A 24,686-nucleotide genomic window follows, 5' to 3' on the forward strand; every position below is an offset into this window, starting at 1 on the left:
GCCTCACCCCATTATGACCGTGGAATTTACCCGCTGGCCGGACGCGCTCGCGGCACGCTATCGCGAAAAAGGCTACTGGCAGGATCTGCCATTGACGGACATGCTGACTCGCCATGCGGACAGCGACGCGATAGCGGTGATTGATGGCGAGCGCCAGATAAGCTACCGCCAGTTAAACCAATCTGTTGATAACCTTGCCGCCGCCCTGCAGCGTCAGGGGCTTAAGCGTGGCGAAACCGCACTGGTGCAGCTGGGCAATATTGCTGAGTTTTATACGACGCTGTTTGCGCTGCTGAAAATCGGTGTTGCACCGGTGAACGCGCTGTTTAGCCATCAACGTAGCGAGCTGAACGCCTACGCCGAACAAATTGCTCCGTCGGTACTGATTGCCGATCGTGGTCATGCGCTGTTTGGTGACGATACGTACCTGAATACGTTCTGCGAACAGTTCCGTTCCGTGCGCGTAGTGTTGCTGCGTAACGGTGAAGGTGAATACGCGCTGGAAGCCGCGATGGCGCATCCGGCTGACGATTTCATCCCGACGCCTACTGCCGCTGATGAAGTGGCCTTTTTTCAACTCTCGGGCGGCAGCACCGGGACGCCGAAGCTTATTCCGCGTACCCACAATGATTATTACTACAGCATTCGCCGCAGTAACGAGGTGTGCCATTTTGATGCGCAAACGCGCTATCTGTGCGCGATCCCGTCGGCACACAACTACGCCATGAGCTCACCGGGCGCACTGGGCGTTTTCCTTGCTGAAGGGACCGTTGTACTGGCGGCCGATCCGAGCCCAACGCTGTGTTTCCCGTTGATTGAAAAGCATCAGGTCAACGTGGCGGCGCTGGTGCCTCCGGCGGTGAGCCTGTGGCTGCAGGCGATTACTGAGTGGGGCAGCAATGCCCAGCTTCGTTCACTGACGCTGTTACAGGTTGGCGGTGCGCGTCTGTCGGCAACGCTGGCGGCGCGCATTCCTGCCGAGATTGGCTGCCAGCTGCAGCAGGTGTTTGGCATGGCGGAAGGACTGGTGAACTACACGCGTCTTGACGACAGCCAGGAGAAAATCCTCAACACCCAGGGCTACCCGATGTGCCCGGATGATGAAGTGTGGGTGGCAGACGCCGAGGGTAATCCGCTGCCGCGAGGTGACGTTGGCCGGCTGATGACCCGAGGCCCCTACACTTTCCGTGGCTACTATAAAAGTCCCCAACACAACGCCAATGCTTTTGATGCCGAGGGTTTTTACTGTTCCGGCGATCTGATCTCCATCGATGAAGATGGCTACATCACCGTGGAAGGGCGTGAGAAAGATCAGATCAACCGCGGCGGTGAGAAGATTGCCGCTGAAGAGATCGAAAACCTGTTACTGCGCCACGAGTCGGTGGTGTACGCGGCGCTGGTCAGTATGGAAGACACGCTGCTGGGCGAGAAAAGTTGTGCCTATCTGGTGGTGAAAGAGCCGCTGCGTGCCGTTCAGGTACGACGTTTCCTGCGTGAGCAGGGCGTGGCCGAATTTAAGCTGCCGGACAGAGTCGAGTGTGTGGATGAACTACCGCTGACCCACGTCGGTAAAGTGGATAAAAAACAATTACGTCAGTGGCTGGCAAGCCGCTCGCAGGGCTAAAGAGAGAATATTATGGCGATTCCAAAACTACAGGGCTACGCGCTGCCAACCGCGCTGGATCTTCCAGAAAACAAGGTGAACTGGGCATTTGAACCGGCGCGTGCGGCGCTGCTGATTCATGATATGCAGGAATATTTCCTCAACTTCTGGGGCGATGACAGCGAGATGATGGAGACGGTGGTCGCCAACATCGCCGCGCTGCGTGATTTCTGCAAAAAGAACGGCATTCCGGTTTATTACACCGCGCAGCCAAAAGAGCAGAGCGATGAAGACCGTGCGCTGCTGAATGACATGTGGGGGCCGGGGCTGACCCGTTCGCCTGAGCAGCAGCGAGTGGTTGCCGCACTGGCACCGGACGAAGCGGATACCGTGCTGGTGAAATGGCGCTACAGCGCGTTTCATCGCTCACCGCTGGAGCAGATGCTCAAAGAAAGCGGACGCGACCAGCTGATCATTACCGGCGTGTACGCGCATATCGGCTGCATGACGACCGCAACAGACGCGTTTATGCGCGATATTAAACCGTTCTTCGTCGCCGATGCTCTGGCGGACTTTAGCCGTGATGAGCACCTGATGTCGCTGAAATACGTGGCCGGCCGCAGTGGCCGCGTGGTGATGACCGATGAACTGCTACCGTCCATTCCCGCCAGCAAAGATGCGCTGCGCGCGCTGGTGCTGCCGCTGCTGGATGAATCCGACGAACCGCTCGATGACGACAATTTGATTGATTACGGTCTCGACTCGGTCCGCATGATGGCGCTGGCCGCTCGCTGGCGCAAAGCGCACGGCGATATCGACTTCGTGATGCTGGCGAAAAATCCAAGCATCGATGCCTGGTGGGCACTGCTTTCCCGCGAGGTGAAATAATGGCCGGTCTGGATTTTAACGGCCAGACCGTGTGGGTCACCGGGGCTGGAAAAGGGATCGGTCACGCTACTGCGCTGGCATTTGTAGAGGCGGGGGCGACGGTCACCGGTTTTGACCTCGCGTTTGACGGCGGAGCATATCCGTTTACTACCGAGGTGCTCGACGTGGCGGATGCACAGCAGGTGGCGCAGGTATGCGAGCGTTTGCTGGCGAAGACCGAGCGACTCGACGTGCTGGTCAACGCTGCCGGGATTTTACGCATGGGGGCGACGGATGATTTGAGCCTTGCCGACTGGCAGCAGACCTTCGCGGTCAACGTCGGCGGCGCATTTAACCTGTTCCAGCAGACGATGGCGCAGTTTCGCCGTCAGCAGGGCGGAGCGATTGTGACCGTGGCTTCTGATGCGGCGCACACGCCGCGCATCGGCATGAGCGCCTATGGTGCCTCAAAAGCGGCGCTGAAAAGCCTGGCGCTGACGGTCGGTCTGGAGCTGGCGAGCGCCGGGGTACGCTGCAATATTGTTTCACCGGGGTCCACCGACACCGATATGCAGCGCGTGCTGTGGGTCAGTGATGACGCTGAACAGCAGCGAATTCGCGGTTTTGCTGAACAGTTCAAACTGGGTATTCCGCTGGGTAAAATCGCTCGTCCGCAAGAGATCGCCAATACCATTTTGTTCCTCGCATCCAGTAGTGCCAGCCATATCACGCTACAGGACATTGTCGTGGACGGCGGTTCCACGCTGGGGGCTTAAGATGATTTGGAAACGTCCTTTGACGCTTGAGGAGCTGAACGCGACCAGTAATAACACCATGGTCGCGCATTTGGGAATCGTCTACACCCATATCGGTGATGACAGCCTTGAAGCCGTGATGCCGGTAGACGGTCGCACCCATCAACCGTTTGGCCTGCTGCACGGCGGTGCGTCGGCGGCGCTGGCGGAGACGCTGGGTTCGATGGCCGGTTTTCTGATGACCCGCGAAGGCCAGTGCGTGGTGGGGACAGAGCTTAATGCATCGCACCATCGCCCGGTATCGCAGGGACAGGTGCGGGCGGTCTGCCAGCCGCTGCATCTTGGCCGCCAAAGTCAGAGCTGGGAAATTGTGGTATTTGATGAGCAGGGACGGCGCTGCTGCACCTGTCGATTAGGTACTGCAGTATTGGGTTAAGCACCCAAACGATTCGAGAAGGATGGCGATGCGACATCAGCGCTACGCCATCCGTCACGACCTACCGTGCTTTCATATCATGAGCAGTTCACCCTTTTCCCTCGCATATTCAGCCATTTTCCGCCGTTAAGTGATCCCGTTAACAATGTGATGTAAATGTCAGGTTCCGTTCCTGTTCATATCGGTTTCAAGGATGTTAAATCAGAGGTGTTGCTATGGACACAAAATGTAACATCCTCTGCTACCGATACGGACAATAACTATGAACAATTCAGGGAAATACCTTATATGGGCATTGATCTCCATTGTTGGAGCCTTTGCCCTGGGCTATATCGCCCTTAATCGTGGCGAACAGATAAATGCCTTATGGATAGTCGTGGCGGCGGTTTGCGTGTATCTCATCGCTTACCGTTTTTACGGCCTCTATATTGCGAAAAACGTGCTGCAGGTTGACCCAACGCGTATGACGCCAGCTGTGCGCCATAACGATGGTCTTGACTATGTACCAACGGATAAGAAAGTGCTGTTTGGCCACCACTTCGCGGCGATTGCCGGGGCTGGCCCGCTGGTGGGGCCGGTGCTGGCGGCGCAAATGGGTTATCTGCCGGGCATGATCTGGCTGCTGGCCGGGGTGGTGCTGGCGGGGGCGGTACAGGACTTTATGGTGCTGTTCGTCTCGACCCGTCGTGACGGCCGCTCTCTGGGCGAACTGGTCAAAGAAGAGATGGGACCGACCGCTGGCGTGATTGCGCTGATTGCCACCTTTATGATTATGGTGATCATTCTGGCGGTGCTGGCCATGATCGTGGTGAAAGCGCTGACCCACAGCCCGTGGGGCACCTACACCGTGGCCTTTACCATCCCGCTGGCGCTGTTTATGGGGATCTACATTCGCTATCTGCGTCCTGGGCGTATCGGTGAGGTGTCGGTTATCGGCCTGGTGCTGCTGGTGTTTGCGATTATTTCTGGCGGCTGGGTAGCGGCAAGTGAAACCTGGGCCCCGTGGTTTGACTATACCGGCGTACAGCTGACCTGGATGCTGGTGGGCTACGGCTTTGTGGCCTCCGTTCTGCCCGTGTGGCTGCTGCTGGCACCGCGTGACTACCTCTCAACCTTCCTGAAAATCGGTACCATTGTCGGGCTGGCGATTGGTATTTTGATTATGCGCCCAACCCTCACCATGCCAGCGCTGACGAAATTCGTCGACGGCACTGGCCCAGTGTGGACGGGCGATCTGTTCCCGTTCCTGTTTATCACCATTGCCTGCGGCGCGGTATCAGGCTTCCACGCGCTGATCTCTTCCGGTACCACGCCGAAGATGCTGGCAAACGAAGGCCAGGCCTGCTTCATCGGCTACGGCGGCATGTTAATGGAATCCTTCGTCGCCATTATGGCACTGGTTTCTGCCTGTATTATCGATCCGGGCGTTTACTTTGCGATGAACAGCCCGATGGCAATGCTGGCACCTGCGGGTACCGCAGACGTGGTCGCTTCTGCCGCGCAGGTGGTGAGCAGCTGGGGCTTTGCGGTTACGCCGGACCTGCTGCATCAGATTGCCAATGAAGTGGGTGAGCAGTCGATCATCTCGCGCGCGGGCGGTGCGCCAACGCTGGCAGTGGGGATGGCCTACATTCTTCACGGTGCGCTGGGCGGCCTGATGGATGTCTCCTTCTGGTATCACTTCGCTATTCTGTTTGAAGCGCTGTTTATCCTGACGGCGGTGGACGCCGGTACCCGCGCAGCGCGCTTTATGCTGCAGGACCTGCTGGGCGTTATCAATCCGGGGCTCAAGCGTACCGATTCGCTGCCGGCGAACCTGCTGGCAACGGCGCTGTGTGTGCTGGCCTGGGGCTACTTCCTGCATCAAGGGGTTGTTGACCCGCTGGGTGGTATCAACACCCTGTGGCCGTTGTTCGGTATTGCGAACCAGATGCTGGCAGGTATGGCATTGATGCTCTGTGCGGTGGTACTGTTTAAAATGAAACGTCAGCGTTATGCGTGGGTGGCCCTGGTGCCAACGGCGTGGCTGCTGATTTGTACGCTAGTGGCGGGTTGGCAGAAGTCGTTTAGCGCCGATACCAAAGTGGGCTTCCTGGCCATTGCCAATAAGTTCCAGGCGATGATCGACAGCGGCAATATTCCTCCGCAGTACACCGAATCACAGCTGTCGCAGCTGGTATTTAACAACCGTCTTGATGCCGGTCTCACCATCTTCTTCATGGTGGTGGTTGTGGTGCTGGCGGTGTTCTCTATCAAAACCGCACTGGCGGCTCTGAAAGAGGACAAACCAACGGCGAAAGAGACCCCGTATGAGCCAATGCCGGCCGATGCGGAGAATCTGGTTGCTATGGCGAAACGCGCACATTAATGTCATCCGTAGCCCGGTCTCGTGATGCGAGGCCGGGTTAATTTAAAAGGAAAAAGCCATGTTCGATACTCTTTCTAAAGCCGGGAAGTACCTCGGTCAGGCGGCAAAGATGATGATCGGTGTGCCGGACTACGACAACTATGTCGAACATATGCGTATTAACCATCCCGATCAGACGCCGATGACCTATGAAGCTTTTTTCCGCGATCGCCAGGATGCGCGTTACGGTGGAAAAGGGGGGGCTAAATGCTGTTAATGGATTTAGACATCTAAACGTCTTGATTGCCAAGTCCGCTCGCCGTGTTATATTGCTGTTAACACTGGTTCAACGAGCGGCAGATAACGAATGACAACAAAGCAACTCATCCCTCAGAGCAAACTTCCCAATCTCGGTACCACCATTTTCACCCAAATGAGTGCGCTAGCCCAGCAGCATCAGGCTATCAATCTCTCTCAGGGATTCCCGGATTTCGACGGTCCGAGCTATCTTCAGGCGCGTCTGGCACACCATGTGGCTAGCGGAGCGAATCAGTATGCACCGATGACCGGTGCGCTGGCGCTACGCGAAGCTATCGCGGAGAAAACCGCCGCACTGTATGGCCATATGCCGGATGTGAACAGCGACATTACGGTTACCGCAGGGGCGACCGAAGCGCTGTATGCGGCAATTACCGCGTTAGTGCGGGAAGGTGATGAGGTTATCTGTTTTGATCCCAGCTACGATAGCTATGCGCCAGCAGTCGAGCTTTCTGGCGGTATCGTGAAGCGTATTGCCCTACAGCCGCCTCATTTCCGTGTCGATTGGCAGGCGTTTGCCGCACAGTTAAGCGATAAAACCCGGCTGGTTATTCTCAACACGCCGCATAATCCCTCGGCGACAGTGTGGCAGAAGGCCGATTTTGCGGCGCTGTGGCAGGCAATTGCCGAACGCGAAATCTATGTGGTGAGTGATGAAGTATATGAACACATCTGTTTTGCTGAAGAAGGCCATGCTAGCGTGCTGGCGCATCCGGAGCTGCGCCAACGGTCGGTAGCCGTTTCGTCGTTTGGTAAAACCTATCATATGACCGGCTGGAAAGTGGGTTACTGCGTAGCGCCGGCAGCGATTAGCGCCGAGCTTCGCAAAGTGCACCAGTATCTGACTTTTGCCGTCAATACTCCGGCGCAGCTGGCGTTGGCTGATATGCTGCGCGCCGAACCCGAACATTATCGGGAACTGCCGAATTTTTACCGTGCGCGACGCGATCTGTTTATTGATGCATTAAGCCAGAGTCGATTGAAACTGCTGCCCTGCGAAGGCACTTACTTCCTGCTGGCCGACTACAGCGAGATCTCAAATCTTGATGATGTAAGTTTCTGCCAGTGGCTGACCACAGAGGTTGGCGTGGCGGCGATACCACTATCGGTATTTTGTGCCGATCCTTTCCCTCACAAGCTCATTCGCCTGTGCTTTGCCAAGCAGGAGTCAACTCTGCTGGCTGCCGCCGAGCGGCTGTGTCAGCTGTAGCTATTTAACTGTCCAGGCCTGTGAGAACTGGCGATGGCCAAACATTTCGCACAGGCCGTTAATCTGCTTCAACCGCAATACTTCGTCAGCGTCCATTCCCAGTTCTTGCGCCATTTTCTCATCGCTCCAGCCAAGCTGGCTGAGCTCTCGTACAATTTCAGACATGGCGCTAATCTGGTGGCGACCACGGGCACGATTATGGCGAATGGTGGCCGCCATTCGGCTGGACAGCGAAGGGTCATGATGCGCAAGTGCAGTCACGGGTAAATAGCCATGAAAGCGCTTTTTTAACGCTGCTTTTGACTGGGACAGCAGATGCCGATGAAAGCCGTCGACGATTTCAAAGCTGCTGTCTTTTTTCTCAATCACCACGATGGGTTGAGTAAAACCATCGGTTTCCAGCGATTTTGTCAGCAGTCTTTTTTCCTGTGGTGCCATATTGTTGGGGTTGTAGCTATTGGGGGAAACCTGTTCCTCTTTAACCCACAGTACGCAGTCAACGGGCTGATCGTTAAAGGGACTTTCTTCATGCAGCGCCTGACGGAACTGGTTCAGGGCGTTGATTTTTTCCTCAAGAGGGAGCGTTTGCAGATAGCGATGCAATTGCTCAATTAGTCGTTGTCGCATAAGAGCCCCCATTGTTGGCGTTTTTGTTCCATGCGTGTGCGATAGCGTTGATAGTGGCTGGTTTTGGTTGGGCTAAACGAGAGCATTCTGCACCAGTAATCATTGTTTAACAGCACCTTACAAATCCTCCTCCATGACGGTATATCTTTGGAACCCATATCTTTATCCTGGCTGTCAGGAATGCCTTCCCAACCCTGCTTTTGATACCAGCGGAGATAGACGGCAATTTTGTTGCGGTAGTGCTCTGCCGTGGCTTCCGGCATGCTTTGCAGCAAGAAATGAGCATAGCTTTGCCAGCTATGGTTTTGTGGTTTGTCTATTTTTCGATGGCCATAGAACTGATTGTCTTGCCCGGCATAAATACCGCCGCTGTGAACACCGCTCACTCGTTGACACATATCCGCCCAGCGCTCAGGCTCCAGAACGTGATAGAGCCATAATCCCTGGCGCTGTTCGGGGCCAAACGGTTCGCAGATACGCATATAGCGCAGCGGGACGCCGGCCTGAAACATGAGGTTGTAAAGTGGGTTATAAGGTAACTCGCTTCTGGCAAACCACGTCCAGATATCAGCCGTTTTCCAGTCGTAAATGGGATAGATGTACCAGGCGTGATTCCCCGGAGCAACGGTGGTCCACGGTTTATCATCAGCAAAACGGCGTTTGCGCTGGGAAGCAATAGTCAGGAAACGGTTGTAGGATTCATCGGCGCGAATACCGACCATGACCGCAGCCGGGCGTTGCCGGGAAAACCATTCGGCAAATTTCTGCACAAATATTTCGAAGGTGATACCCGGTTGATAAAAGGGGAAAAAATGAGGGTCGGTGATGGCATATTCTGGCGGTTGCCGTACCCACTTTGCGCCTGGCTCCCAGCATTGCCATTCAGGCTTATACTGAGTCAATGCGTTTTGCGTCGTCAGGGGTAGCGCGACCCAATAAAAATCCTCAATGATATCCTGATAGAGTGCGCGAAGCTTTTCACAGTGACTGATTGTGGATGAAAACTGTGCCTCCCAATCAATAAACAGTACGCAGATTTTCTTATTCTTCTCCCGTGCCAGCTGCGCGGCTAAATGCAGCATGACGGTGGAGTCTTTGCCGCCTGAAAATGAAACACAAATGCGGGCGAAATTGTCCAGCGTCCATGCAATACGATCGTATGCCGCTTCCAGCACTGATTGGGTTAGCGGGAGTTTGACCATGGACATCTGCTGGCCATCCTTGTTTCGAGTTTAGCAAATAGAATTAAAGATAATACAATAATAAGAATGTTAATAACGGCCATAAATAGTTATTTTCATCATAATTCAGCAAGCTTAAAAAGGATGGTTAGCCTCCGCCAGGCGAGTTCATGGACAGTTTACCTATTATTCTGGTGAATAATTCGGAGTTAAGCGAGGCTCGATTGTAGAGGGTGTAGACGCTTATCTCGGGTAACGACTCAGAAAGTGAAACCTCTTTTAATCGCAAAGAATCTTTTAACATTGTGAAATAAGAATAGGGCATGATTCCTATTAAATCAGTTTTGTGAATCGCGTTAATGATTGAGATGAAAGATGATGAACGGAAAGCGAATTTACGCTCGGCCCAGATGTTATCCGTATCGTACTGATACTGCTTTATCCACGGATCTTGCACGTCATAGTGAGTGAATCTTTCCTTCAGTATTTCATCTAGAGAGGCGTAATTACCCAGCCGTGGGTGATCCTCTCTGCAGACGAGAACCACTTTAACATCAAGGAATTTTTCACAAACAAATGAGCGATTGTGAATTGCTGTGGTGGTGAAGATGATGTCTGCTTTGCGATAGTGAAGTAGGTTTTCTGCGCTATCACCGGTCGTTGCAAAGTCATGGTATTCAATCTGCAGATCGGGCTCGGCCAATAGCGCATTCATAAAGTCAGCAAGCCGAGGAGTGAAGTTGAGCTCTGGACCGTAGATCACAAACTTTTTCTCCAGTTCAACATTGCCCATCATATTAATCGTCTGCTCTAGCTGATTAAGATTCTTTGACAGATGCTGGTGTAAATTGGCGGCAACGGTCGTTGGGGTAATTCCTTTCCCCGAGCGGACAAAAAGAGGGTCGTTGAGCTGTGTACGCAGGCGCTGTAGAGATTGGCTGACAGCAGAAGGCGTAATAAAGAGCATTTCAGCCGCTTTACTGATGCTAAGATGCTGATAAATGCATTCAAAAATAACTAATAAGTTAAGATCAAATCGTTTCAGGTCATAAAGATTTGCCATATAGTATCCTTATATATCACAGGGGGGGGTATTTACTTCCCTTATCACTACAATCCGTGTATTCGTAAAACTTAAAAACATCTGAAACCATGCTGAATATATATCAGGATATCCGTATTTATCTACCGTTAAATATCATTATGTGAACATTGATTAATTAAATATAATTTATTTTTTCAATGCATAATGCTCAAAGTTAACTCTAGCTTATCATTAGCCTGACACATAGCTGGGTTCAGCATTTTTTCTTTATCCATGACATCAATCATTCCATCGCGGTAACCGAGCAGAGGAAAACGGAGGTAAAGAACGGTGCTGTATAGAAAAGCTCTGTAAAATCAGTGAGTAAAGGAACACTTGCGGTGTAACCTATCACAGCTATAGGTAACACCGACGTTGAGCTGATTGCCCTTTGCAGACGTGGGTGATGTAATCCGAATGCTACCGCTGATTTTATAGGGTCATGCGGGGCGCAACACTTAGCCAGCCTGGCTGGCACTGAATTCACCTGCGGGAGATTCAGGTAAACGGGCCACCATGTTGTGGCCTTTTTACGTTATGGGATGAGCGATTTGTGCGAACCCGGTTCATAGGTTCACAAAGCTGTCTTGTTCCGGTTGTTAGATAACGCTTATTGATTTGATAATGTAAACGCATTGGTCGAATCGGAAGAATTTCGTTAACTTAGACCTCAACGAAAACACGGAGGAAGTATAGATGTCCTTAATTAATACCAAAATCAAACCTTTCAAAAACCAGGCGTTCAAAAACGGTGAGTTCATCGAAGTAACCGAGAAAGATACCGAAGGTCGCTGGAGCGTCTTCTTCTTCTACCCGGCTGACTTCACTTTCGTATGCCCGACCGAACTGGGCGACGTTGCAGATCATTACGAAGAGCTGCAGAAGCTGGGCGTAGACGTTTACTCTGTTTCTACCGATACCCACTTCACTCATAAAGCATGGCACGGCAGCTCCGACACCATCGCTAAAATCAAATATGCGATGATCGGCGACCCGACTGGCGCCCTGACCCGTAACTTTGAAAACATGCGTGAAGATGAAGGTCTGGCTGACCGCGCAACCTTCGTTGTTGACCCACAGGGTATCATTCAGGCAATCGAAGTTACCGCTGAAGGTATCGGCCGCGATGCGTCTGACCTGCTGCGTAAAATCAAAGCAGCTCAGTATGTCGCTTCTCACCCAGGTGAAGTTTGCCCAGCTAAGTGGAAAGAAGGTGAAGCGACTCTGGCTCCATCTCTGGACCTGGTCGGCAAAATCTAAAATTTCCATGTCTTTCACGCCATGACGGCGTTGGCATCACCTGCTCACCCCGGTCACTTACTTCTGTAAGCTCCCGGGGCCTCACAGGGGAGCCGCCTTGCCCTGACGCGAAATCCAAAGGAAATTGACGACGACAAACGGGGGCGTTTTCGCACCCGTTTTCTTTCCCAAAACCATGATGCAAGCCGCATTCAGGCAGCCCTAAGGCCGCTTGCATGATGATGTTTTAAGCCCAGGAGATAAAAATGCTCGACACCAACATGAAAACCCAGCTCAAGGCGTATCTTGAGAAGCTGACCAAACCTGTTGAGCTGATTGCCACGCTGGATGACAGCGCTAAATCGGCAGAAATCAAGGAACTGTTGGCTGAGATCGCTGAACTGTCAGACAAAGTGACCTTTAAACAAGACGACTCTTTGGCTGTACGCAAACCGTCATTCCTGATTACAAACCCGGGGTCTCACCAGGGGCCGCGTTTTGCAGGCTCTCCGCTGGGTCACGAGTTTACCTCGCTGGTACTGGCGCTGCTGTGGACCGGTGGTCATCCATCAAAAGAAGCACAGTCTCTGCTGGAGCAGATTCGCGATTTGGACGGCGATTTTGAGTTTGAAACCTATTACTCACTTTCCTGCCACAACTGCCCGGACGTGGTACAGGCGCTGAACCTGATGGCGGTGCTGAATCCGCGTATTAAGCATACGGCCATTGATGGTGGCACTTATCAAAACGAAATTACCGAACGTAACGTGATGGGTGTCCCTGCGGTTTACCTGAATGGCCAGGAATTTGGCCAGGGCCGTATGACTCTGACTGAGATCGTGGCGAAGGTGGATACCGGTGCCGAAAAACGTGCAGCAGAAGAGCTGAATCAGCGTGATGCTTATGATGTGCTGATTGTCGGATCCGGCCCGTCCGGTGCAGCAGCTGCGGTATATTCTGCGCGTAAAGGTATTCGTACTGGCCTGATGGGCGAGCGCTTCGGCGGCCAGGTGCTGGATACCGTTGATATTGAAAACTACATTTCCGTGCCGAAAACCGAAGGGCAGAAGCTGGCGGGTGCGTTAAAAGCACACGTGAGCGAATACAATGTTGATTTGATTGACTCCCAGAGCGCGTCTAAGCTGGTTCCGGCAGCGGTAGAAGGCGGTCTACACCAGATTGAAACCGCTTCTGGCGCGGTGCTGAAAGCTCGTAGCATCATCATCTCTACCGGTGCGAAGTGGCGTAACATGAATGTGCCGGGTGAAGATCAGTATCGCACCAAGGGCGTTACCTACTGCCCGCACTGCGACGGCCCGCTGTTTAAAGGTAAACGCGTGGCGGTTATCGGTGGTGGTAACTCCGGCGTGGAAGCGGCTATTGACCTGGCCGGTGTGGTTGAACACGTCACTCTGCTGGAATTTGCGCCAGAAATGAAAGCTGACCAGGTTCTGCAGGATAAAGTTCGCAGCCTGAAGAATGTCGACATTATTCTGAATGCACAAACTACTGAAGTGAAGGGTGATGGCAGTAAAGTAACTGGCCTGCAGTACCGTGACCGCGTGAGCGGCGACGAGCACCATGTTGAACTGGCAGGGATCTTCGTACAGATCGGTCTGTTGCCAAACACCAACTGGCTGGAAGGCGCGATCGAGCGTAACCGCATGGGTGAAATTATTATTGATGCGAAATGTGAGACCAACGTGAAGGGCGTATTCGCCGCCGGCGATTGCACCACGGTGCCTTACAAACAGATTATTATCGCCGCAGGCGAAGGCGCAAAAGCCTCCCTGAGTGCGTTTGATTATCTGATTCGTACCAAAACAGCATAAAAAGAAGACAATGCCTGCAATGTCAAAGGCCACCGAAAGGTGGCCTTTTTTTGTTATCGACGGCCGTCAGGCCGGATAATGATTAGCGTACAACCAGCACCGGGATATGGGCGTGGCGGATAACGCTCGAGGCGTTCGAGCCTAGCAAATGAGTGCTGATGGATGGATTGCGAGAACCAATCACCACCATATCAGCGTGCAGTTCTTCCGCGAGCTCATTTACCGCATCGCGTACGTTGCCGAGGCGTACGTGGAGCTTGATTCGTGAAGGATCAATGTTGAAGTGACTCACCATCGTCTGCAGACGCGTTTCTGCTTCTTGCTGTAGATGCTCCTCAAAGCGGCGCAGGTCAGAAGCGAAACGGCTCATGGTATAGCTGGCTGAAGCAGGCAGTACGTGCAGCAAATGGATAACACCATCCTGCTGGGCCATAAACTCGGCGTGATGAATCGCTTTGTCACTTAACTCCATCTCAAAAACATCAACTGGCATAATGATTGTTTTGTACATAGGCTCCTCCTTGTCTTTGTGGAACTATCAAAACATATTACGGATTGAGAATATGTCATTGAGTTCGCAAATTAGTTTAGTGAGCAAGAAGAAGTTGTAAAGTTAAGTCAGACACAGACAGAAAGAGGATGCCGGGCATCCTCTTAATTATTCGCGGTGGGGTTTAGCGGTTGAATTCGCCAGCAGCTTCCGGCTGATAGAGTAGTTCAAGCACTTCCAGGTGGGTTGATGCGCCACCCGGTAACTCCCAGTGAATGGTGTTGCCGGTGCGCAGGCCGAGCAGGGCAGCACCAACCGGTGCCATCACCGAAAGCTGGCTGCTGCTATCGGTCATCTGCGCCGGGAATACCAGCGTGCGCACGCGCTCTTCGCCGGTGGTGAGATCGCGGAATCTGACCTGGCTATTCATACTTACTACATCATGCGGCATGGCCTCTGGGGCACACATCTGGGCACGATCCAGTTCGTCGTTTAGCGCGTTCGCCACCGGTGAATTTGCATAAGCGGGTTGCTCAAGCAGGCGGTCGATACGCTCGGCATCGAACTCATTAATAATGATGGCAGGTCTGGTCATTATCTACTCCATGTCATATCTATTATCCAAAAGAAAACCCTCACCGCCAGCGGCAAGGGTTCATCTTTCCCCATCATACTGATCCCAGCATCAGGTTTGAAGTGATGCAGCGCACATTCAGGAATGGCGACCCGGCCATTGTGTGAATTTTGTGCGAAATCCGTCGTGGCCAGTAAATCTGGCTTATTCTTTTTAAGCTGCAACTGGCAGCGACCTTCCAGCACAGGAGATCGTATGAGCGGTTTCGATAAACTGACCCTGAAAGATGGTAGCTATCTGTGGTTCAAAGATTGGGGGAGTGGGCAGCCGATTGTGTTCAGCCATGGCTGGCCGCTGACGTCTGACGCATTTGAGGATCAGATGTTATATCTGGGTTCAAAAGGGTATCGCGTAATCGCCCATGATAGGCGTGGACATGGACGCTCTGCACAGCCCTGGGATGGGCATAATATGGATCAGTATGCGGATGATTTGGCAGAGCTGACGGCGCACCTTAATTTGAAAGATGCGGTGCACGTTGGGCACTCGACCGGTGGTGGTGAGGTTGCGCGCTATATTGGCCGTCACGGCACCAGTCGGGTGGCAAAGGCGGTGCTGATTGGTGCGGTAACACCCATCATGCTGAAAACGGATTTTAACCCTCATGGCGTACCGATTGAGGTATTTGATGGCATTCGTGAAGGTGTCATCAACGATCGCGGCGCGTTTTTCTATGAACTGACGGCGGCCTTTTACGGCTATAACCGTGATGGCGCCAAGGAGTCGAAAGCGGTACGTGAAGGTTTTGTCGAACAAGGGCTACAGGGTTCGATCAAAGCACTTTATGACTGTATTAAAGCCTTCTCGGAAACCGATCTGCGTGAGGATCTGCGTAAGATGACCATTCCGACGCTGGTGATCCACGGTGACGACGATCAGATTGTGCCGTTTGAAACCTGCGGTAAGGTGGCTGCTGAGCTTCTGCCAGACGCTGAGCTTAAGGTTTATCATGGAGGGTCGCACGGAATTTGCACAACCCATAAGCACCAGATCAACGATGATCTGCTAGCATTCATTCAGCGATAATGGTTTTGCCCCCGCAGGATGCGGGGGCGTGGATCAGTAACCGATTTTATCCAGCACAAACTGTTTGCCACAGTTCCCCGGATGCGGCTGCGGGAGCAACGATTCGGCCGAAAGCGGCTCATTTATACGGACGGATTTAATCGCAATCTGCATTTCCGTCAGATAAGCCGGGTTACCGTTGCAGGTTAATTTAAAGGCTTTAACGTTCTGCTGACCAAAGGCGTGGGCCACAGCGCTATCAAAACTGGCGCGGTCCACGGTTTTGCCGTAGTTTGCGGCCAGGAATTGGCCAATCGCACTTTGCTTCACTTCACTATTTAAGCGGACCATGGTGTCAAAATAGGCATCGGGGTCGAAGCCGAAACAGACGCCATGTTTGGCATATTCATACCGCTCAAGGCAGGATTTCCCACCGCTGCCGGGCATCACTTGATTGAGCTTATTGGCAACTTCCAGCGATAAGCCGGTCTCTTCGGCGGCACATTTTCTGCTTGCTTTCGCTTCAGGCATATTGGGAATGGGTCGCGTCGCGCAACCAAAACGCATCCAGCGGTTATTATCGACACCGCGCGAGGCGATAGAATTTGGTAAACCTGGCCACAGGCCGTGAACCGTTAAATAATCCGCTTTATTTGCGGCCTCTTTAGGTTGCTGACATTCCAGCGGTTCTTTGCGGTTTCTATCATGCTGGCTTTGGCAAAAACCCGTTTGCCAGGAAAGCGCCAGAACATAACGGTCGAAGTCACCATATTGTGCGGGTGCGAGAGGGGCGGCGTGAAGGCTGCCGGCGCAGAGCAACAGCGCACACCCTGACACAATAGTCTTCCTGAGCATATTCCTGACTCCACGTTTTTCATCATTAAAGGGTGTGGTTTAATCATAAAATAAGGCGCCCTTAGGCGCCTTATTTATTTGATGGGCAAATGATTATGCCGCGGCGCCAGGCACCAGAATTTCAGTGGCGATAATTACCACAATCAGACCGACAATAACCGGTACCGAGGTACGTTTAACCACCTCAAATGGAGAGATTTTTGCCATCCCCGCGACAGCCACGACCACGCCGGAAACCGGCGAAATGGTACGACCCAGGTTAGAGGCCTGCAGCATTGGAATCGAAAGATAGGCTGGGTTAATCCCGGAAGAGTGAGCCAGTTTAGGGATCATCTCTACGAAAGCATAGAACGGTGCATTCCCGGAGCCGGTGGTCATGGCGGCCAGCATGGTTAGCACGACCAGTACCAACATCAGAATAATGCTCGCGGAGCCAAATGATGTGGCGATGGAAATCAGACTGTTAATAAATCCAATGGTGCTCAGGCCTTGGGCGAATACGCCCGCGGCAACCAACAGCATAACCACGCCTGCAAAAGCGTCAGCCATCCCGCGGTAGGCAACTTCCAGGCCGGCAAAGACGTTCTGAGTATTAAATCCGCGGAAGAATTCGAGAATAGCCGCCAGCAGCATGCAGATAACCAGAATGGCAATGATATGCAGTTCTGGGCCCCATTTGCCGTCAAAAATCAGTACGCCAATAATTGGCGTAAACGGCAGGATGGCGTAGAAGCTTGGTGCGGTGGTGGTAATCTCATTCACATCCAGCATTTCATGAGAGATGTTCTCTTTTTTGTCCAGATAGCGTTGCCAGAAGAAATGGGCAATCGCCATGGCAATAATCGCGATGATGGAAATAGGCAGCGTGGTTTTGAATGCAAAATCAATTAACGGCATTTCCGCCGCTTTAGCGGCCAGCACCACGTCGCCGGACGTTGGTGACAGAATAATGGCAGCTGGCGAAGCGCAGATAGCAGCAGCGGCACCGCGACTGATTCCGACGTTAACCATGACCGGGAATAGCGTTGCCATCAGCAGCACGCCAAGGCCCGTAGCGGAAGAGACCGCCAGTGACATCAGACAAGCCACGAAATAGGCGGCAATCATCAGCAGGTAAGGTGAGTTAATGAAACGCAGCGGCTTGGAAGCCAGCTTGACCACCATATCGTTGGCGCCGATATGCGTCATATATGCTGCGAAACCGCACAGCATCATAATCATCATACCGAGATCGCCGCCGCGGCTCATCAGCAGGATCTTAATGTATTCAATAATATCGGTAGCAGAGTAACCGGTGCTGGTTTCGCTGCTCGGTAAAATCTTATGTCCCATCAATGCGCTGGCAATCAGCAACAGCAGGCCACCCACAAACAGGACCCCCGTTGCGGAATATCCTTTGATGATGTAGCGGGCAACGCCCACAATAACCACAACACCAATCAGGAGTTCAAAGAACGTTAACATTATTAACACCTATCGCCCAGTTGTAAAATTGACGCAGACCTGCATCAAAGTAAGGGGTGGAATGTGCCGAAAAAACCGGCGAAATTAGCTGATGAAAATCAAAAAACAGACTAATTAAAGAGAATGAGATTTCAATTTACACGATGTACTCACAAAGCTGAACACTCGCATCGTCACGAGTATAGCGCAGTGCTGGATTAATAAACAATTCAGGTAAATGGAATGTTATTATTTTTATAGTTAATTCGTCGTGTTAGCAACAAGTTGAGATGCTTAATGATGGTAGAAGCCGTGGCAGGAGGGGCGTGTTGGTTGATGCCCTGACTCGTGTGCTGGGGAATATCTCTATTCTGGATATTTAGATAACTACCATTTGCCTATTAGAAATAGGTGCTGATTGATTTTAGATAAATTATTAGCGATACCATGTGGTTTATATATTATTAATAAATCACACATTAAATGTTTTCGTGATTGAATAATAGGTGTTCTCCGTGGCGTAATAATATATTGTATTTTGGCTGTGCACGAATAACCCCTTATTTATTGTTGGTCATTTTGCAAGCTTGACGCGTTGATTAGGAATATTCTAATTTATAATTTCTGGTGGCGAAAAGAGAAGAACATCGATACCGTTAAGGTTCGATTAAGCTTACTCTTGTTAGACTATTCTTAATAGATGATGAATTGGCAAGAGCATCGTGTTAAAACTAAATAAAATTTCCCCACTGTTAGTTGTCGCCGCAGGGCTGTCAGGGACGGTTCAACCGGCCTATGCGTCCTTCACCGAGACCGTCAAAGATGGTTACAACACGCTAAGCAGCAACATAGCGCAAACCTGGGAATCGCCACAGAATTACGATCTATACGTTCCCGCAATTACCTGGCATGCGCGCTTTGCGTACGATAAAGATAAAACCGACAGATATAATGAACGTCCCTGGGGCGCCGGCTTTGGTGTGTCGCGCTGGGATGACAAAGGGAACTGGCACGGTATCTATCTAATGGCCTTCAAGGATTCCTATAATAAATGGGAACCCATCGGTGGCTACGGTTGGGAGGCGACCTGGAGACCGCTGGCGGATGATAATTTCCACTGGGGTCTTGGGTACACTGTCGGGGTGACTGCGCGCGATAACTGGAACTACATTCCCGTTCCGGTTGTGCTGCCAATGGCATCCATTGGCTATGGCCCCGCAACGTTCCAGATGACTTACATTCCAGGTACTTACAATAACGGTAATGTCTACTTCGCCTGGCTGCGTTTTCAGTTCTAAAAATGGTGCTTGTAGCTAATTTAGAGATAAAGTCAACCTGCGAATAAAAGTTAGCGACATTTATCACTTTTTAACAAACTTGGGCTGGACAAAACGCACCACAATTGTTGTACTGTTTACTGACACAGATTAGTGTCGTTTTTTCATATAAAGGTAATTTTGATGTCTAAGATTAAAGGTAACGTTAAGTGGTTTAATGAGTCCAAAGGATTCGGTTTCATTACTCCGGAAGATGGTAGCAAAGATGTATTCGTACATTTCTCTGCAATCCAGACCAACGGTTTCAAAACTCTGGCTGAAGGTCAGCGTGTAGAGTTCGAAATCACTAACGGTGCCAAAGGCCCTTCTGCTGCTAACGTAACCGCTCTGTAAGCGACGCTAGTAGTTAGAATTCAAAACCCGCTTAATCGCGGGTTTTTTTTATTCTTTGTTACCGACTGGTGCTAAACAGCCAAAACGCCAACGCCGTCATGGCGAACGATCCCAGCAGGTTTACCGCCACGTTTAGCAGTGCCCAGCTCACTTTCCCTGCCTGCAGTAAAAACACGACTTCTGACGAAAAGGTGGAGAATGTTGTTAGCCCACCACAAAAGCCAGTGGTGATAAGCAACTTCCACACGGGGTCGATTTGCGGCAGCCGATTGAACCAGGCAAGGCCTGCACCAATGATGAAAGCGCCAACCAGGTTTGCCGTGAGCGTACCCAGCGGCAGCGCGTGGTGCATGGGGTTGAGCTTGAGGCTTAGTAGCCAGCGAGCTACGCTCCCGGTACCACCGCCAATAAATACGGCTAACAAAAGTTGCATCATGCCTAATCCCTGCCAATTTTTGAGCAATACCCTGAGTTTAACGTTGAAAGGGCTAATATGGCTATATACTCACGAGGTATAGAATAGCGGTCATTTTGGTAGCCGCTTGTAAGATGACGCGTATTCTCATCGTTATTCATAATGTTGATATATTAGCAAAACTTTGGGGGTGATGATGCGGGTTGCAGCAGGACAGTTTGTGGTGACACCGGATTGGCTGATGAACGCGAAAACCTGCGTACGCTTGATGCAGGAGGCGAGTGAACTGGGCGTGGAACTGTTGGTATTGCCGGAGGCCTTGCTGGCTCGAGATGATAGCGATCCAGATTTGTCGGTTAAATCAGCGCAACCGCTGGATGGCGGATTCATACAGCAGCTCAAGGCACAGAGCCGTAATAATACGCTAACCACAATACTGACTATTCATACGCCTGTGGGCGAAGGAAGAGCGAATAATACGCTGGTGGTGCTGCGTGAAGGTGAGGTGATTGCCCACTATCACAAACTGCATCTCTATGATGCCTTCTCCATACAGGAATCGAAACGGGTGGATGCCGGGCAGGAGTTGCCGCCGTTGATTGAGGTTGCGGGTTTTCAGGTTGGGTTGATGACCTGTTATGACCTGCGATTTCCCGATATGGCATTGGCTATGGCATTGGCAGGCGCTGAAATTCTGGTTCTACCTGCCGCCTGGGTTCGTGGGCCGCTGAAGGAACACCACTGGTCTACGCTGTTAGCTGCTCGTGCGTTGGATACCACCTGTTATCTGGTGGCAAGCGGTGAGTGTGGTAACCGGAATATTGGGCAAAGCCGGATTATTGACCCGCTTGGCGTCACCCTTGCCGGCGCAACCCAGCAGCCGCAATTGATCATGGGAGAGGTAAGTCGCGAACATCTTTTAACCGTTCGCCAACAGCTTCCTGTATTACAGAACCGGCGCTTTGCGCTACCGCAATTAACGTGACGTTTTTTTAAACAACGCTTGATTCACCTTGTTACAGATTGCTATTGTGTGCACGCGCCAGATGACCGTTAATAAACCACAGTGATGTGGCGCATTTTGCAGCCTGTTTTTGAAAAGAAGGTATCTATGGGTGAGATTAGTATTACCAAACTGCTGGTAGTGGCAGCACTGATTATTCTGGTGTTTGGTACCAAAAAATTACGGACTTTGGGTGGAGATCTGGGTTCAGCCATCAAAGGCTTTAAGAAAGCCATGAATGATGATGAAACCACGGCGCAGAAAAGCGCGGACGAGACTCCAGCAGAGAAGCTCTCTCATAAAGAGTAAGCAGGGCAGCGATTAACGTGAGGTGCAGTCAGCGTGCATCTTATGCGCAGGGATAACTCCCGCGAAAGGGGCTACAGCGTGATAACGTTCTGGCCCTTTTTCATGGGTGACATATTGCAGTTGATGTTTAATTGAAACAATTTGCATCTTATGAAGGGATAAAAAAAGCCGCTATCTACAGAGAGCGGCTTTTTTGTTTCGCAGATGAGGCTTACTTCACTTCCATGCCTTTGGCCTGGAGATCTGCGTGGTAAGAAGAACGAACGAATGGGCCACAGGCCGCGTGGGTAAAGCCCATTGCCATTGCTTCTTCTTTCATCTCTTCAAATTCGTCCGGACTAACGTAACGTTGAACTGGCAGGTGGTGACGGCTAGGCTGCAGATACTGTCCCAGCGTCAGCATGGTAACGCCGTGACGACGCAGATCGCGCATTACTTCGATGATTTCAGCATTGGTTTCACCCAAGCCCACCATCAGACCAGACTTAGTCGGGATATCTGGATGCGCTTCTTTAAAACGCTCCAGCAGTTTCAGTGACCAGTTGTAGTCAGCACCCGGGCGTACGTTACGGTAGATACGCGGAACGTTCTCGAGGTTATGGTTGAATACGTCTGGTGGCGTTGCGGTCAGTATTTCCAGAGCGCGATCCATACGGCCACGGAAGTCAGGCACTAACGTTTCAATTTTGATGCTTGGGCTCTTCTCGCGAATCGCTGAGATACAGTCCGCAAAATGCTGAGCACCACCGTCGCGCAGATCATCACGATCCACCGAGGTGATAACAACATAGCGCAGCGCCATATCGGCAATCGTCTGCGCCAGTTTCTGCGGTTCGTTGGCATCCGGCGTCACCGGACGGCCGTGCGCCACATCGCAGAATGGACAGCGGCGCGTACAGATAGCGCCGAGAATCATAAAGGTCGCGGTTCCGTGGTTAAAACATTCTGCCAGGTTTGGACAGGATGCTTCTTCACAGACCGAGTGCAGGCCATTTTTGCGCATGGCTGCTTTGATACCCTGGATACGTGAAGAGTCTGCCGGAAGTTTGATTTTCATCCATTCCGGTTTTCGCAGCAGCGCTTCACGCTCTGTTACGACGTTTTTTACCGGGATAAGGGCCATTTTATCGGCGTCACGGTACTTAACACCGCGTTCCATCACAATGGGTTTACTCATAGCATGCGTCTTCCAGTTCCGAGTATCGAGGGAAAGCTTTTCAATTCAAGGGATTGTTGTATTTATCAACTATTTTTGAATTAATGACAGGCAGTATACCATTGAAATGGGGCATAAAGCAGCCTAACTGGCCGGCAAATTGTAAAATAGTTGTTGAATAATGCTTTTTTGCCGGCGGTGGGGATACAGAGGAGCAGGGGCTCAGAATGCTTCGTGAATGACGTTGATAATGTTTTGCATTACCGGGTCGCGCAGGCTGAGTTTGTTGTAATGCAATGAAAAATCGATCTGTTCTTGCTGGAGTGGCGCAAACTCAAGCGCCTGCAGTGGCCAGCACTGTTTGAAGATATGATAAAAACGCAGCGGCATAATGCCTATCAGATCGCTCGACGCGATCAGTGACGCGATGGTGAATAAATTGTAACTGCTAACGCTGACCTGGCGGTCAGGCAGCATATCGCGAATGCGTTTGTACAGATCGTTTTGTCCGGCACCATCCATCGTCAATAATGTGTGTTCATACTGCATCAAGGTATCGACAGAAGGCTCAGCGTTATGCGCCGGATGGTCGTTGCGGCAAACCAGTACCAGCTTATCGCTAAAGAGCGGATGGCGTCCTAACGTACGTGGGTTGTTGTGTTCGTGGTTATCGATAATTAAATCAGTCTGGAACTGACTCAGCTGGGTATTAGCATCAGTGACGGCCACATTACGCAATAGCACCTGAGGATAGGTTTTCTTCACGACCTGGTAGATAACCGGCATCACTATTGCGCCCACAGAGGCTGCGGTGCCAATGGTGATCACCCGCTGCTTATCATAACTTCCGTTAAGATCTAATGCGCCGAGGATCGACTCCAGCCCCTGGCTAATGTATTCATGAAGATGGGTGGCGTAAGCCGTTGGCGTCACGCCCTGGCCTTTACGGATAAACAATGGATCGGGAAACAGAAGCCTGAGTTTTTGGATCGATTGGCTGATAGCCGATGGAGTAAGGTTCAGAATCTTCGCGGCATTGACGATGCCTTTATGAACATAAACCGCTTCAAATATGGTCAATAAATTGAGGTCTATATTACGCAGGGTCCGGAAGATTTGTGGCGTATCATTATCGACATTCAAGTTTATTTTATTTTCCGACTTATCGTTATAATCCACACTACGCACTCCATATTCATTCATATCATGAATGATAGTTGATGATTTCATTATCATTATTATTCTGATGAACTGAAATTCGCAAGGTGAAAACGACAAATTTTCTTGGATACTCAATGCATTAACTAAGCTAATGTATTCATGTGGTGTATGTAATTATTGGCAAATTTTCATGGAAATGAGATCCAAGTACAATTTTAGTGTAGATGCGTACAGAAAAAGCACAAAATTTTGCGTGCTTATAAATGATAATGACAGACGTGGTAGGATGGCCCGAAAAATATCGGGCCATAATGTATGATATATTATTCAGAAATATATTTATGTGGGGGATTGTTTAGCAGGGCTAAAAATTGGGATACCATAATTGTGGATATATTCTCTGGTTTTGCTTCGGCAACCCACTGCGAAACTTGAGCCATCTCCATACCCGCATAACCGCAAGGGTTGATGCGCAGGAATGGCGTTAGATCCATGGCAATATTGAGTGCTAGCCCGTGGAATGAACAACCTCGGCGAATGCGTAGCCCCAATGAACAGATTTTTTTCTCCCCAACGTAGACCCCTGGCGCATCGGCACGGGGATGCGCTTCGATACCCACCTCTGCCAGCGTATTAACAACGGTCTGTTCGAGAAGTGTGACCAGCTCGCGAACGCCGAGCTTACGGCGTTTGAGGTTAAGCAGCACATACATCACCTGCTGGCCTGGACCGTGATAGGTAACCTGACCACCGCGATCGCTTTGAATGACCGGGATATCGCCGGGAACCAGCACGTGTTCGGCTTTACCTGCCTGTCCTTGGGTAAAGACGGGCTGATGCTCTACCAGCCAGATTTCATCGAGCGTGGCGTCGTCGCGAGTATCAGTGAAGTCGTGCATGGCCTGCGAGATGGGTTCGTAGGGTTGCAGACCCAGTTGACGGATGAGAAGGGTATTTAAGTCCAAAACAGCGTCTCCGCGGGGAGGGGAATGAATGGGCGCAGAGTATATCACAGCAGGGGGAGCGGAAGCGTTACCCGACTGTGC

General features: G+C 51.3%; 26 protein-coding genes. 14 read left to right on the forward strand and 12 right to left on the reverse strand.

Annotated elements, in window-relative coordinates; translation table 11 throughout:
- Window positions 1-13 precede the first annotated feature (13 nt).
- From entE to KP80_RS16740, 7 genes are all read left to right on the forward strand, one after another.
- Window positions 14-1,624 carry a (2,3-dihydroxybenzoyl)adenylate synthase EntE gene (gene entE, locus KP80_RS16710; protein WP_052284774.1) on the forward strand — a complete coding sequence of 537 codons (1,611 nt, stop codon included), beginning with the start codon at window positions 14-16 and terminating at the stop codon, window positions 1,622-1,624.
- A 12-nt stretch (window positions 1,625-1,636) separates the two neighbouring features.
- Window positions 1,637-2,491 (forward strand): isochorismatase, encoded by an 855-nt coding sequence (locus KP80_RS16715; protein WP_052284775.1) that lies wholly within the window; start codon window positions 1,637-1,639, stop codon window positions 2,489-2,491.
- Complete coding sequence (entA, locus tag KP80_RS16720; protein WP_052284776.1) at window positions 2,491-3,246, forward strand: 2,3-dihydro-2,3-dihydroxybenzoate dehydrogenase EntA; 756 nt, start codon at window positions 2,491-2,493, stop codon at window positions 3,244-3,246. The genes KP80_RS16715 and entA overlap by 1 nt, the downstream gene beginning before the upstream one ends.
- Window position 3,247: 1 nt before the next feature.
- Window positions 3,248-3,661, forward strand: a complete 414-nt coding sequence (gene entH / locus KP80_RS16725; RefSeq protein WP_052284777.1) for a proofreading thioesterase EntH — start codon at window positions 3,248-3,250, stop codon at window positions 3,659-3,661.
- Between the two features lie 262 nt (window positions 3,662-3,923).
- Complete coding sequence (cstA, locus tag KP80_RS16730) at window positions 3,924-6,029, forward strand: pyruvate/proton symporter CstA (RefSeq protein WP_052284778.1); 2,106 nt, start codon at window positions 3,924-3,926, stop codon at window positions 6,027-6,029.
- Between the two features lie 58 nt (window positions 6,030-6,087).
- Entirely contained in the window at window positions 6,088-6,285 is a 198-nt protein-coding gene (locus tag KP80_RS16735; protein ID WP_052284779.1) for a YbdD/YjiX family protein, read from the forward strand.
- Window positions 6,286-6,375: 90 nt separating this feature from the next.
- The gene (locus KP80_RS16740; protein WP_052284780.1) at window positions 6,376-7,536 is read left to right on the forward strand and encodes a pyridoxal phosphate-dependent aminotransferase; all 1,161 of its coding nucleotides are present in this window, start codon (window positions 6,376-6,378) and stop codon (window positions 7,534-7,536) included.
- Here the strand turns inward: KP80_RS16740 and KP80_RS16745 are convergent, their stop codons facing one another.
- From KP80_RS16745 to citR, 3 genes are all read right to left on the reverse strand, one after another.
- Window positions 7,537-8,163, reverse strand: coding sequence for an IbrB-like domain-containing protein (locus KP80_RS16745; RefSeq protein ID WP_052284781.1), 627 nt, complete (start codon window positions 8,161-8,163; stop codon window positions 7,537-7,539).
- Window positions 8,148-9,371, reverse strand: coding sequence for a phosphoadenosine phosphosulfate reductase (locus KP80_RS16750; RefSeq protein ID WP_052284782.1), 1,224 nt, complete (start codon window positions 9,369-9,371; stop codon window positions 8,148-8,150). Before KP80_RS16750 ends, KP80_RS16745 begins: the two co-directional genes overlap by 16 nt.
- 121 nt (window positions 9,372-9,492) lie before the next feature.
- Window positions 9,493-10,407, reverse strand: a complete 915-nt coding sequence (citR, locus tag KP80_RS16755) for a DNA-binding transcriptional repressor CitR (RefSeq protein WP_052284783.1) — start codon at window positions 10,405-10,407, stop codon at window positions 9,493-9,495.
- Between the two features lie 717 nt (window positions 10,408-11,124).
- Here citR and ahpC point away from each other — a divergent pair.
- Both ahpC and ahpF read left to right on the forward strand, forming a co-directional pair.
- Window positions 11,125-11,688, forward strand: coding sequence for an alkyl hydroperoxide reductase subunit C (ahpC, locus tag KP80_RS16760; RefSeq protein ID WP_052284784.1), 564 nt, complete (start codon window positions 11,125-11,127; stop codon window positions 11,686-11,688).
- Window positions 11,689-11,933: 245 nt separating this feature from the next.
- A complete protein-coding gene (gene ahpF, locus KP80_RS16765) occupies window positions 11,934-13,499 on the forward strand; it encodes an alkyl hydroperoxide reductase subunit F (protein WP_052284785.1) in 1,566 nt (521 codons plus the stop codon).
- Window positions 13,500-13,581: 82 nt separating this feature from the next.
- Here ahpF and uspG read toward each other — a convergent pair whose 3' ends face one another.
- From uspG to KP80_RS16780, 3 genes are all read right to left on the reverse strand, one after another.
- Window positions 13,582-14,010: a universal stress protein UspG gene (gene uspG, locus KP80_RS16770; protein ID WP_052284786.1), complete on the reverse strand. Its 429-nt coding sequence runs from the start codon at window positions 14,008-14,010 to the stop codon at window positions 13,582-13,584.
- Between the two features lie 163 nt (window positions 14,011-14,173).
- Complete coding sequence (gene rnk, locus KP80_RS16775) at window positions 14,174-14,584, reverse strand: nucleoside diphosphate kinase regulator (RefSeq protein WP_052284787.1); 411 nt, start codon at window positions 14,582-14,584, stop codon at window positions 14,174-14,176.
- Window positions 14,584-14,808, reverse strand: coding sequence for a hypothetical protein (locus KP80_RS16780; RefSeq protein WP_052284788.1), 225 nt, complete (start codon window positions 14,806-14,808; stop codon window positions 14,584-14,586). Before KP80_RS16780 ends, rnk begins: the two co-directional genes overlap by 1 nt.
- A 10-nt stretch (window positions 14,809-14,818) precedes the next feature.
- Here KP80_RS16780 and KP80_RS16785 point away from each other — a divergent pair, with 10 nt between their 5' ends.
- Complete coding sequence (locus KP80_RS16785) at window positions 14,819-15,649, forward strand: alpha/beta fold hydrolase (RefSeq protein ID WP_052284789.1); 831 nt, start codon at window positions 14,819-14,821, stop codon at window positions 15,647-15,649.
- Between the two features lie 33 nt (window positions 15,650-15,682).
- On the opposite strand, the gene rna is transcribed toward KP80_RS16785, so the two are convergent.
- The gene (gene rna, locus KP80_RS16790) at window positions 15,683-16,483 is read right to left on the reverse strand and encodes a ribonuclease I (RefSeq protein WP_052284790.1); all 801 of its coding nucleotides are present in this window, start codon (window positions 16,481-16,483) and stop codon (window positions 15,683-15,685) included.
- A gap of 93 nt (window positions 16,484-16,576) precedes the next feature.
- A complete protein-coding gene (gene dcuC / locus KP80_RS16795; protein WP_052284791.1) occupies window positions 16,577-17,947 on the reverse strand; it encodes an anaerobic C4-dicarboxylate transporter DcuC in 1,371 nt (456 codons plus the stop codon).
- Between the two features lie 719 nt (window positions 17,948-18,666).
- On the opposite strand from dcuC, the gene pagP reads away from it, so the two are divergent.
- Together pagP and cspE are read left to right on the forward strand one after the other, a co-directional pair.
- On the forward strand, window positions 18,667-19,224 hold the full coding sequence (pagP, locus tag KP80_RS16800; protein WP_197276168.1) for a lipid IV(A) palmitoyltransferase PagP: 558 nt from the start codon (window positions 18,667-18,669) through the stop codon (window positions 19,222-19,224).
- A 162-nt stretch (window positions 19,225-19,386) separates the two neighbouring features.
- Window positions 19,387-19,596 (forward strand): transcription antiterminator/RNA stability regulator CspE, encoded by a 210-nt coding sequence (cspE, locus tag KP80_RS16805; RefSeq protein WP_000034826.1) that lies wholly within the window; start codon window positions 19,387-19,389, stop codon window positions 19,594-19,596.
- Between the two features lie 58 nt (window positions 19,597-19,654).
- On the opposite strand, the gene crcB is transcribed toward cspE, so the two are convergent.
- Window positions 19,655-20,032 (reverse strand): fluoride efflux transporter CrcB, encoded by a 378-nt coding sequence (gene crcB, locus KP80_RS16810; protein WP_052284792.1) that lies wholly within the window; start codon window positions 20,030-20,032, stop codon window positions 19,655-19,657.
- 175 nt (window positions 20,033-20,207) lie between these two features.
- Here crcB and KP80_RS16815 point away from each other — a divergent pair, with 175 nt between their 5' ends.
- Window positions 20,208-20,996, forward strand: a complete 789-nt coding sequence (locus KP80_RS16815; RefSeq protein ID WP_052284793.1) for a deaminated glutathione amidase — start codon at window positions 20,208-20,210, stop codon at window positions 20,994-20,996.
- 126 nt (window positions 20,997-21,122) lie between these two features.
- Window positions 21,123-21,323 (forward strand): twin-arginine translocase subunit TatE, encoded by a 201-nt coding sequence (gene tatE, locus KP80_RS16820; RefSeq protein ID WP_052284794.1) that lies wholly within the window; start codon window positions 21,123-21,125, stop codon window positions 21,321-21,323.
- A 211-nt stretch (window positions 21,324-21,534) separates the two neighbouring features.
- Here tatE and lipA read toward each other — a convergent pair whose 3' ends face one another.
- The 3 genes from lipA to lipB all read right to left on the reverse strand — a co-directional run bounded on the left by lipA (window position 21,535) and on the right by lipB (window position 24,605).
- Window positions 21,535-22,500 (reverse strand): lipoyl synthase, encoded by a 966-nt coding sequence (gene lipA / locus KP80_RS16825; RefSeq protein ID WP_052284795.1) that lies wholly within the window; start codon window positions 22,498-22,500, stop codon window positions 21,535-21,537.
- 201 nt (window positions 22,501-22,701) lie between these two features.
- Complete coding sequence (locus KP80_RS16830) at window positions 22,702-23,658, reverse strand: YbeF family transcriptional regulator (protein WP_052284796.1); 957 nt, start codon at window positions 23,656-23,658, stop codon at window positions 22,702-22,704.
- A 305-nt stretch (window positions 23,659-23,963) separates the two neighbouring features.
- The gene (gene lipB / locus KP80_RS16835) at window positions 23,964-24,605 is read right to left on the reverse strand and encodes a lipoyl(octanoyl) transferase LipB (protein ID WP_052284797.1); all 642 of its coding nucleotides are present in this window, start codon (window positions 24,603-24,605) and stop codon (window positions 23,964-23,966) included.
- Between the last annotated feature and the right edge of the window lie 81 nt (window positions 24,606-24,686).

Source organism: Kluyvera genomosp. 1 (assembly GCF_001266615.1).
Classification (GTDB): Bacteria; Pseudomonadota; Gammaproteobacteria; order Enterobacterales; family Enterobacteriaceae; genus Kluyvera; species Kluyvera cryocrescens_A.

What these genes read in the sequence shown, in the direction of transcription:
- entE (WP_052284774.1), top strand. Translation starts at nt 14, where the DNA reads ATGACCGTGGAATTTACCCGCTGGCCGGACGCGCTCGCGGCACGCTAT.
- KP80_RS16715 (WP_052284775.1), top strand. Translation starts at nt 1,637, where the DNA reads ATGGCGATTCCAAAACTACAGGGCTACGCGCTGCCAACCGCGCTGGAT.
- entA (WP_052284776.1), top strand. Translation starts at nt 2,491, where the DNA reads ATGGCCGGTCTGGATTTTAACGGCCAGACCGTGTGGGTCACCGGGGCT.
- entH (WP_052284777.1), top strand. Translation starts at nt 3,248, where the DNA reads ATGATTTGGAAACGTCCTTTGACGCTTGAGGAGCTGAACGCGACCAGT.
- cstA (WP_052284778.1), top strand. Translation starts at nt 3,924, where the DNA reads ATGAACAATTCAGGGAAATACCTTATATGGGCATTGATCTCCATTGTT.
- KP80_RS16735 (WP_052284779.1), top strand. Translation starts at nt 6,088, where the DNA reads ATGTTCGATACTCTTTCTAAAGCCGGGAAGTACCTCGGTCAGGCGGCA.
- KP80_RS16740 (WP_052284780.1), top strand. Translation starts at nt 6,376, where the DNA reads ATGACAACAAAGCAACTCATCCCTCAGAGCAAACTTCCCAATCTCGGT.
- KP80_RS16745 (WP_052284781.1), bottom strand. Translation starts at nt 8,163, where the DNA reads ATGCGACAACGACTAATTGAGCAATTGCATCGCTATCTGCAAACGCTC.
- KP80_RS16750 (WP_052284782.1), bottom strand. Translation starts at nt 9,371, where the DNA reads ATGTCCATGGTCAAACTCCCGCTAACCCAATCAGTGCTGGAAGCGGCA.
- citR (WP_052284783.1), bottom strand. Translation starts at nt 10,407, where the DNA reads ATGGCAAATCTTTATGACCTGAAACGATTTGATCTTAACTTATTAGTT.
- ahpC (WP_052284784.1), top strand. Translation starts at nt 11,125, where the DNA reads ATGTCCTTAATTAATACCAAAATCAAACCTTTCAAAAACCAGGCGTTC.
- ahpF (WP_052284785.1), top strand. Translation starts at nt 11,934, where the DNA reads ATGCTCGACACCAACATGAAAACCCAGCTCAAGGCGTATCTTGAGAAG.
- uspG (WP_052284786.1), bottom strand. Translation starts at nt 14,010, where the DNA reads ATGTACAAAACAATCATTATGCCAGTTGATGTTTTTGAGATGGAGTTA.
- rnk (WP_052284787.1), bottom strand. Translation starts at nt 14,584, where the DNA reads ATGACCAGACCTGCCATCATTATTAATGAGTTCGATGCCGAGCGTATC.
- KP80_RS16785 (WP_052284789.1), top strand. Translation starts at nt 14,819, where the DNA reads ATGAGCGGTTTCGATAAACTGACCCTGAAAGATGGTAGCTATCTGTGG.
- rna (WP_052284790.1), bottom strand. Translation starts at nt 16,483, where the DNA reads ATGCTCAGGAAGACTATTGTGTCAGGGTGTGCGCTGTTGCTCTGCGCC.
- dcuC (WP_052284791.1), bottom strand. Translation starts at nt 17,947, where the DNA reads ATGTTAACGTTCTTTGAACTCCTGATTGGTGTTGTGGTTATTGTGGGC.
- cspE (WP_000034826.1), top strand. Translation starts at nt 19,387, where the DNA reads ATGTCTAAGATTAAAGGTAACGTTAAGTGGTTTAATGAGTCCAAAGGA.
- crcB (WP_052284792.1), bottom strand. Translation starts at nt 20,032, where the DNA reads ATGATGCAACTTTTGTTAGCCGTATTTATTGGCGGTGGTACCGGGAGC.
- KP80_RS16815 (WP_052284793.1), top strand. Translation starts at nt 20,208, where the DNA reads ATGCGGGTTGCAGCAGGACAGTTTGTGGTGACACCGGATTGGCTGATG.
- tatE (WP_052284794.1), top strand. Translation starts at nt 21,123, where the DNA reads ATGGGTGAGATTAGTATTACCAAACTGCTGGTAGTGGCAGCACTGATT.
- lipA (WP_052284795.1), bottom strand. Translation starts at nt 22,500, where the DNA reads ATGAGTAAACCCATTGTGATGGAACGCGGTGTTAAGTACCGTGACGCC.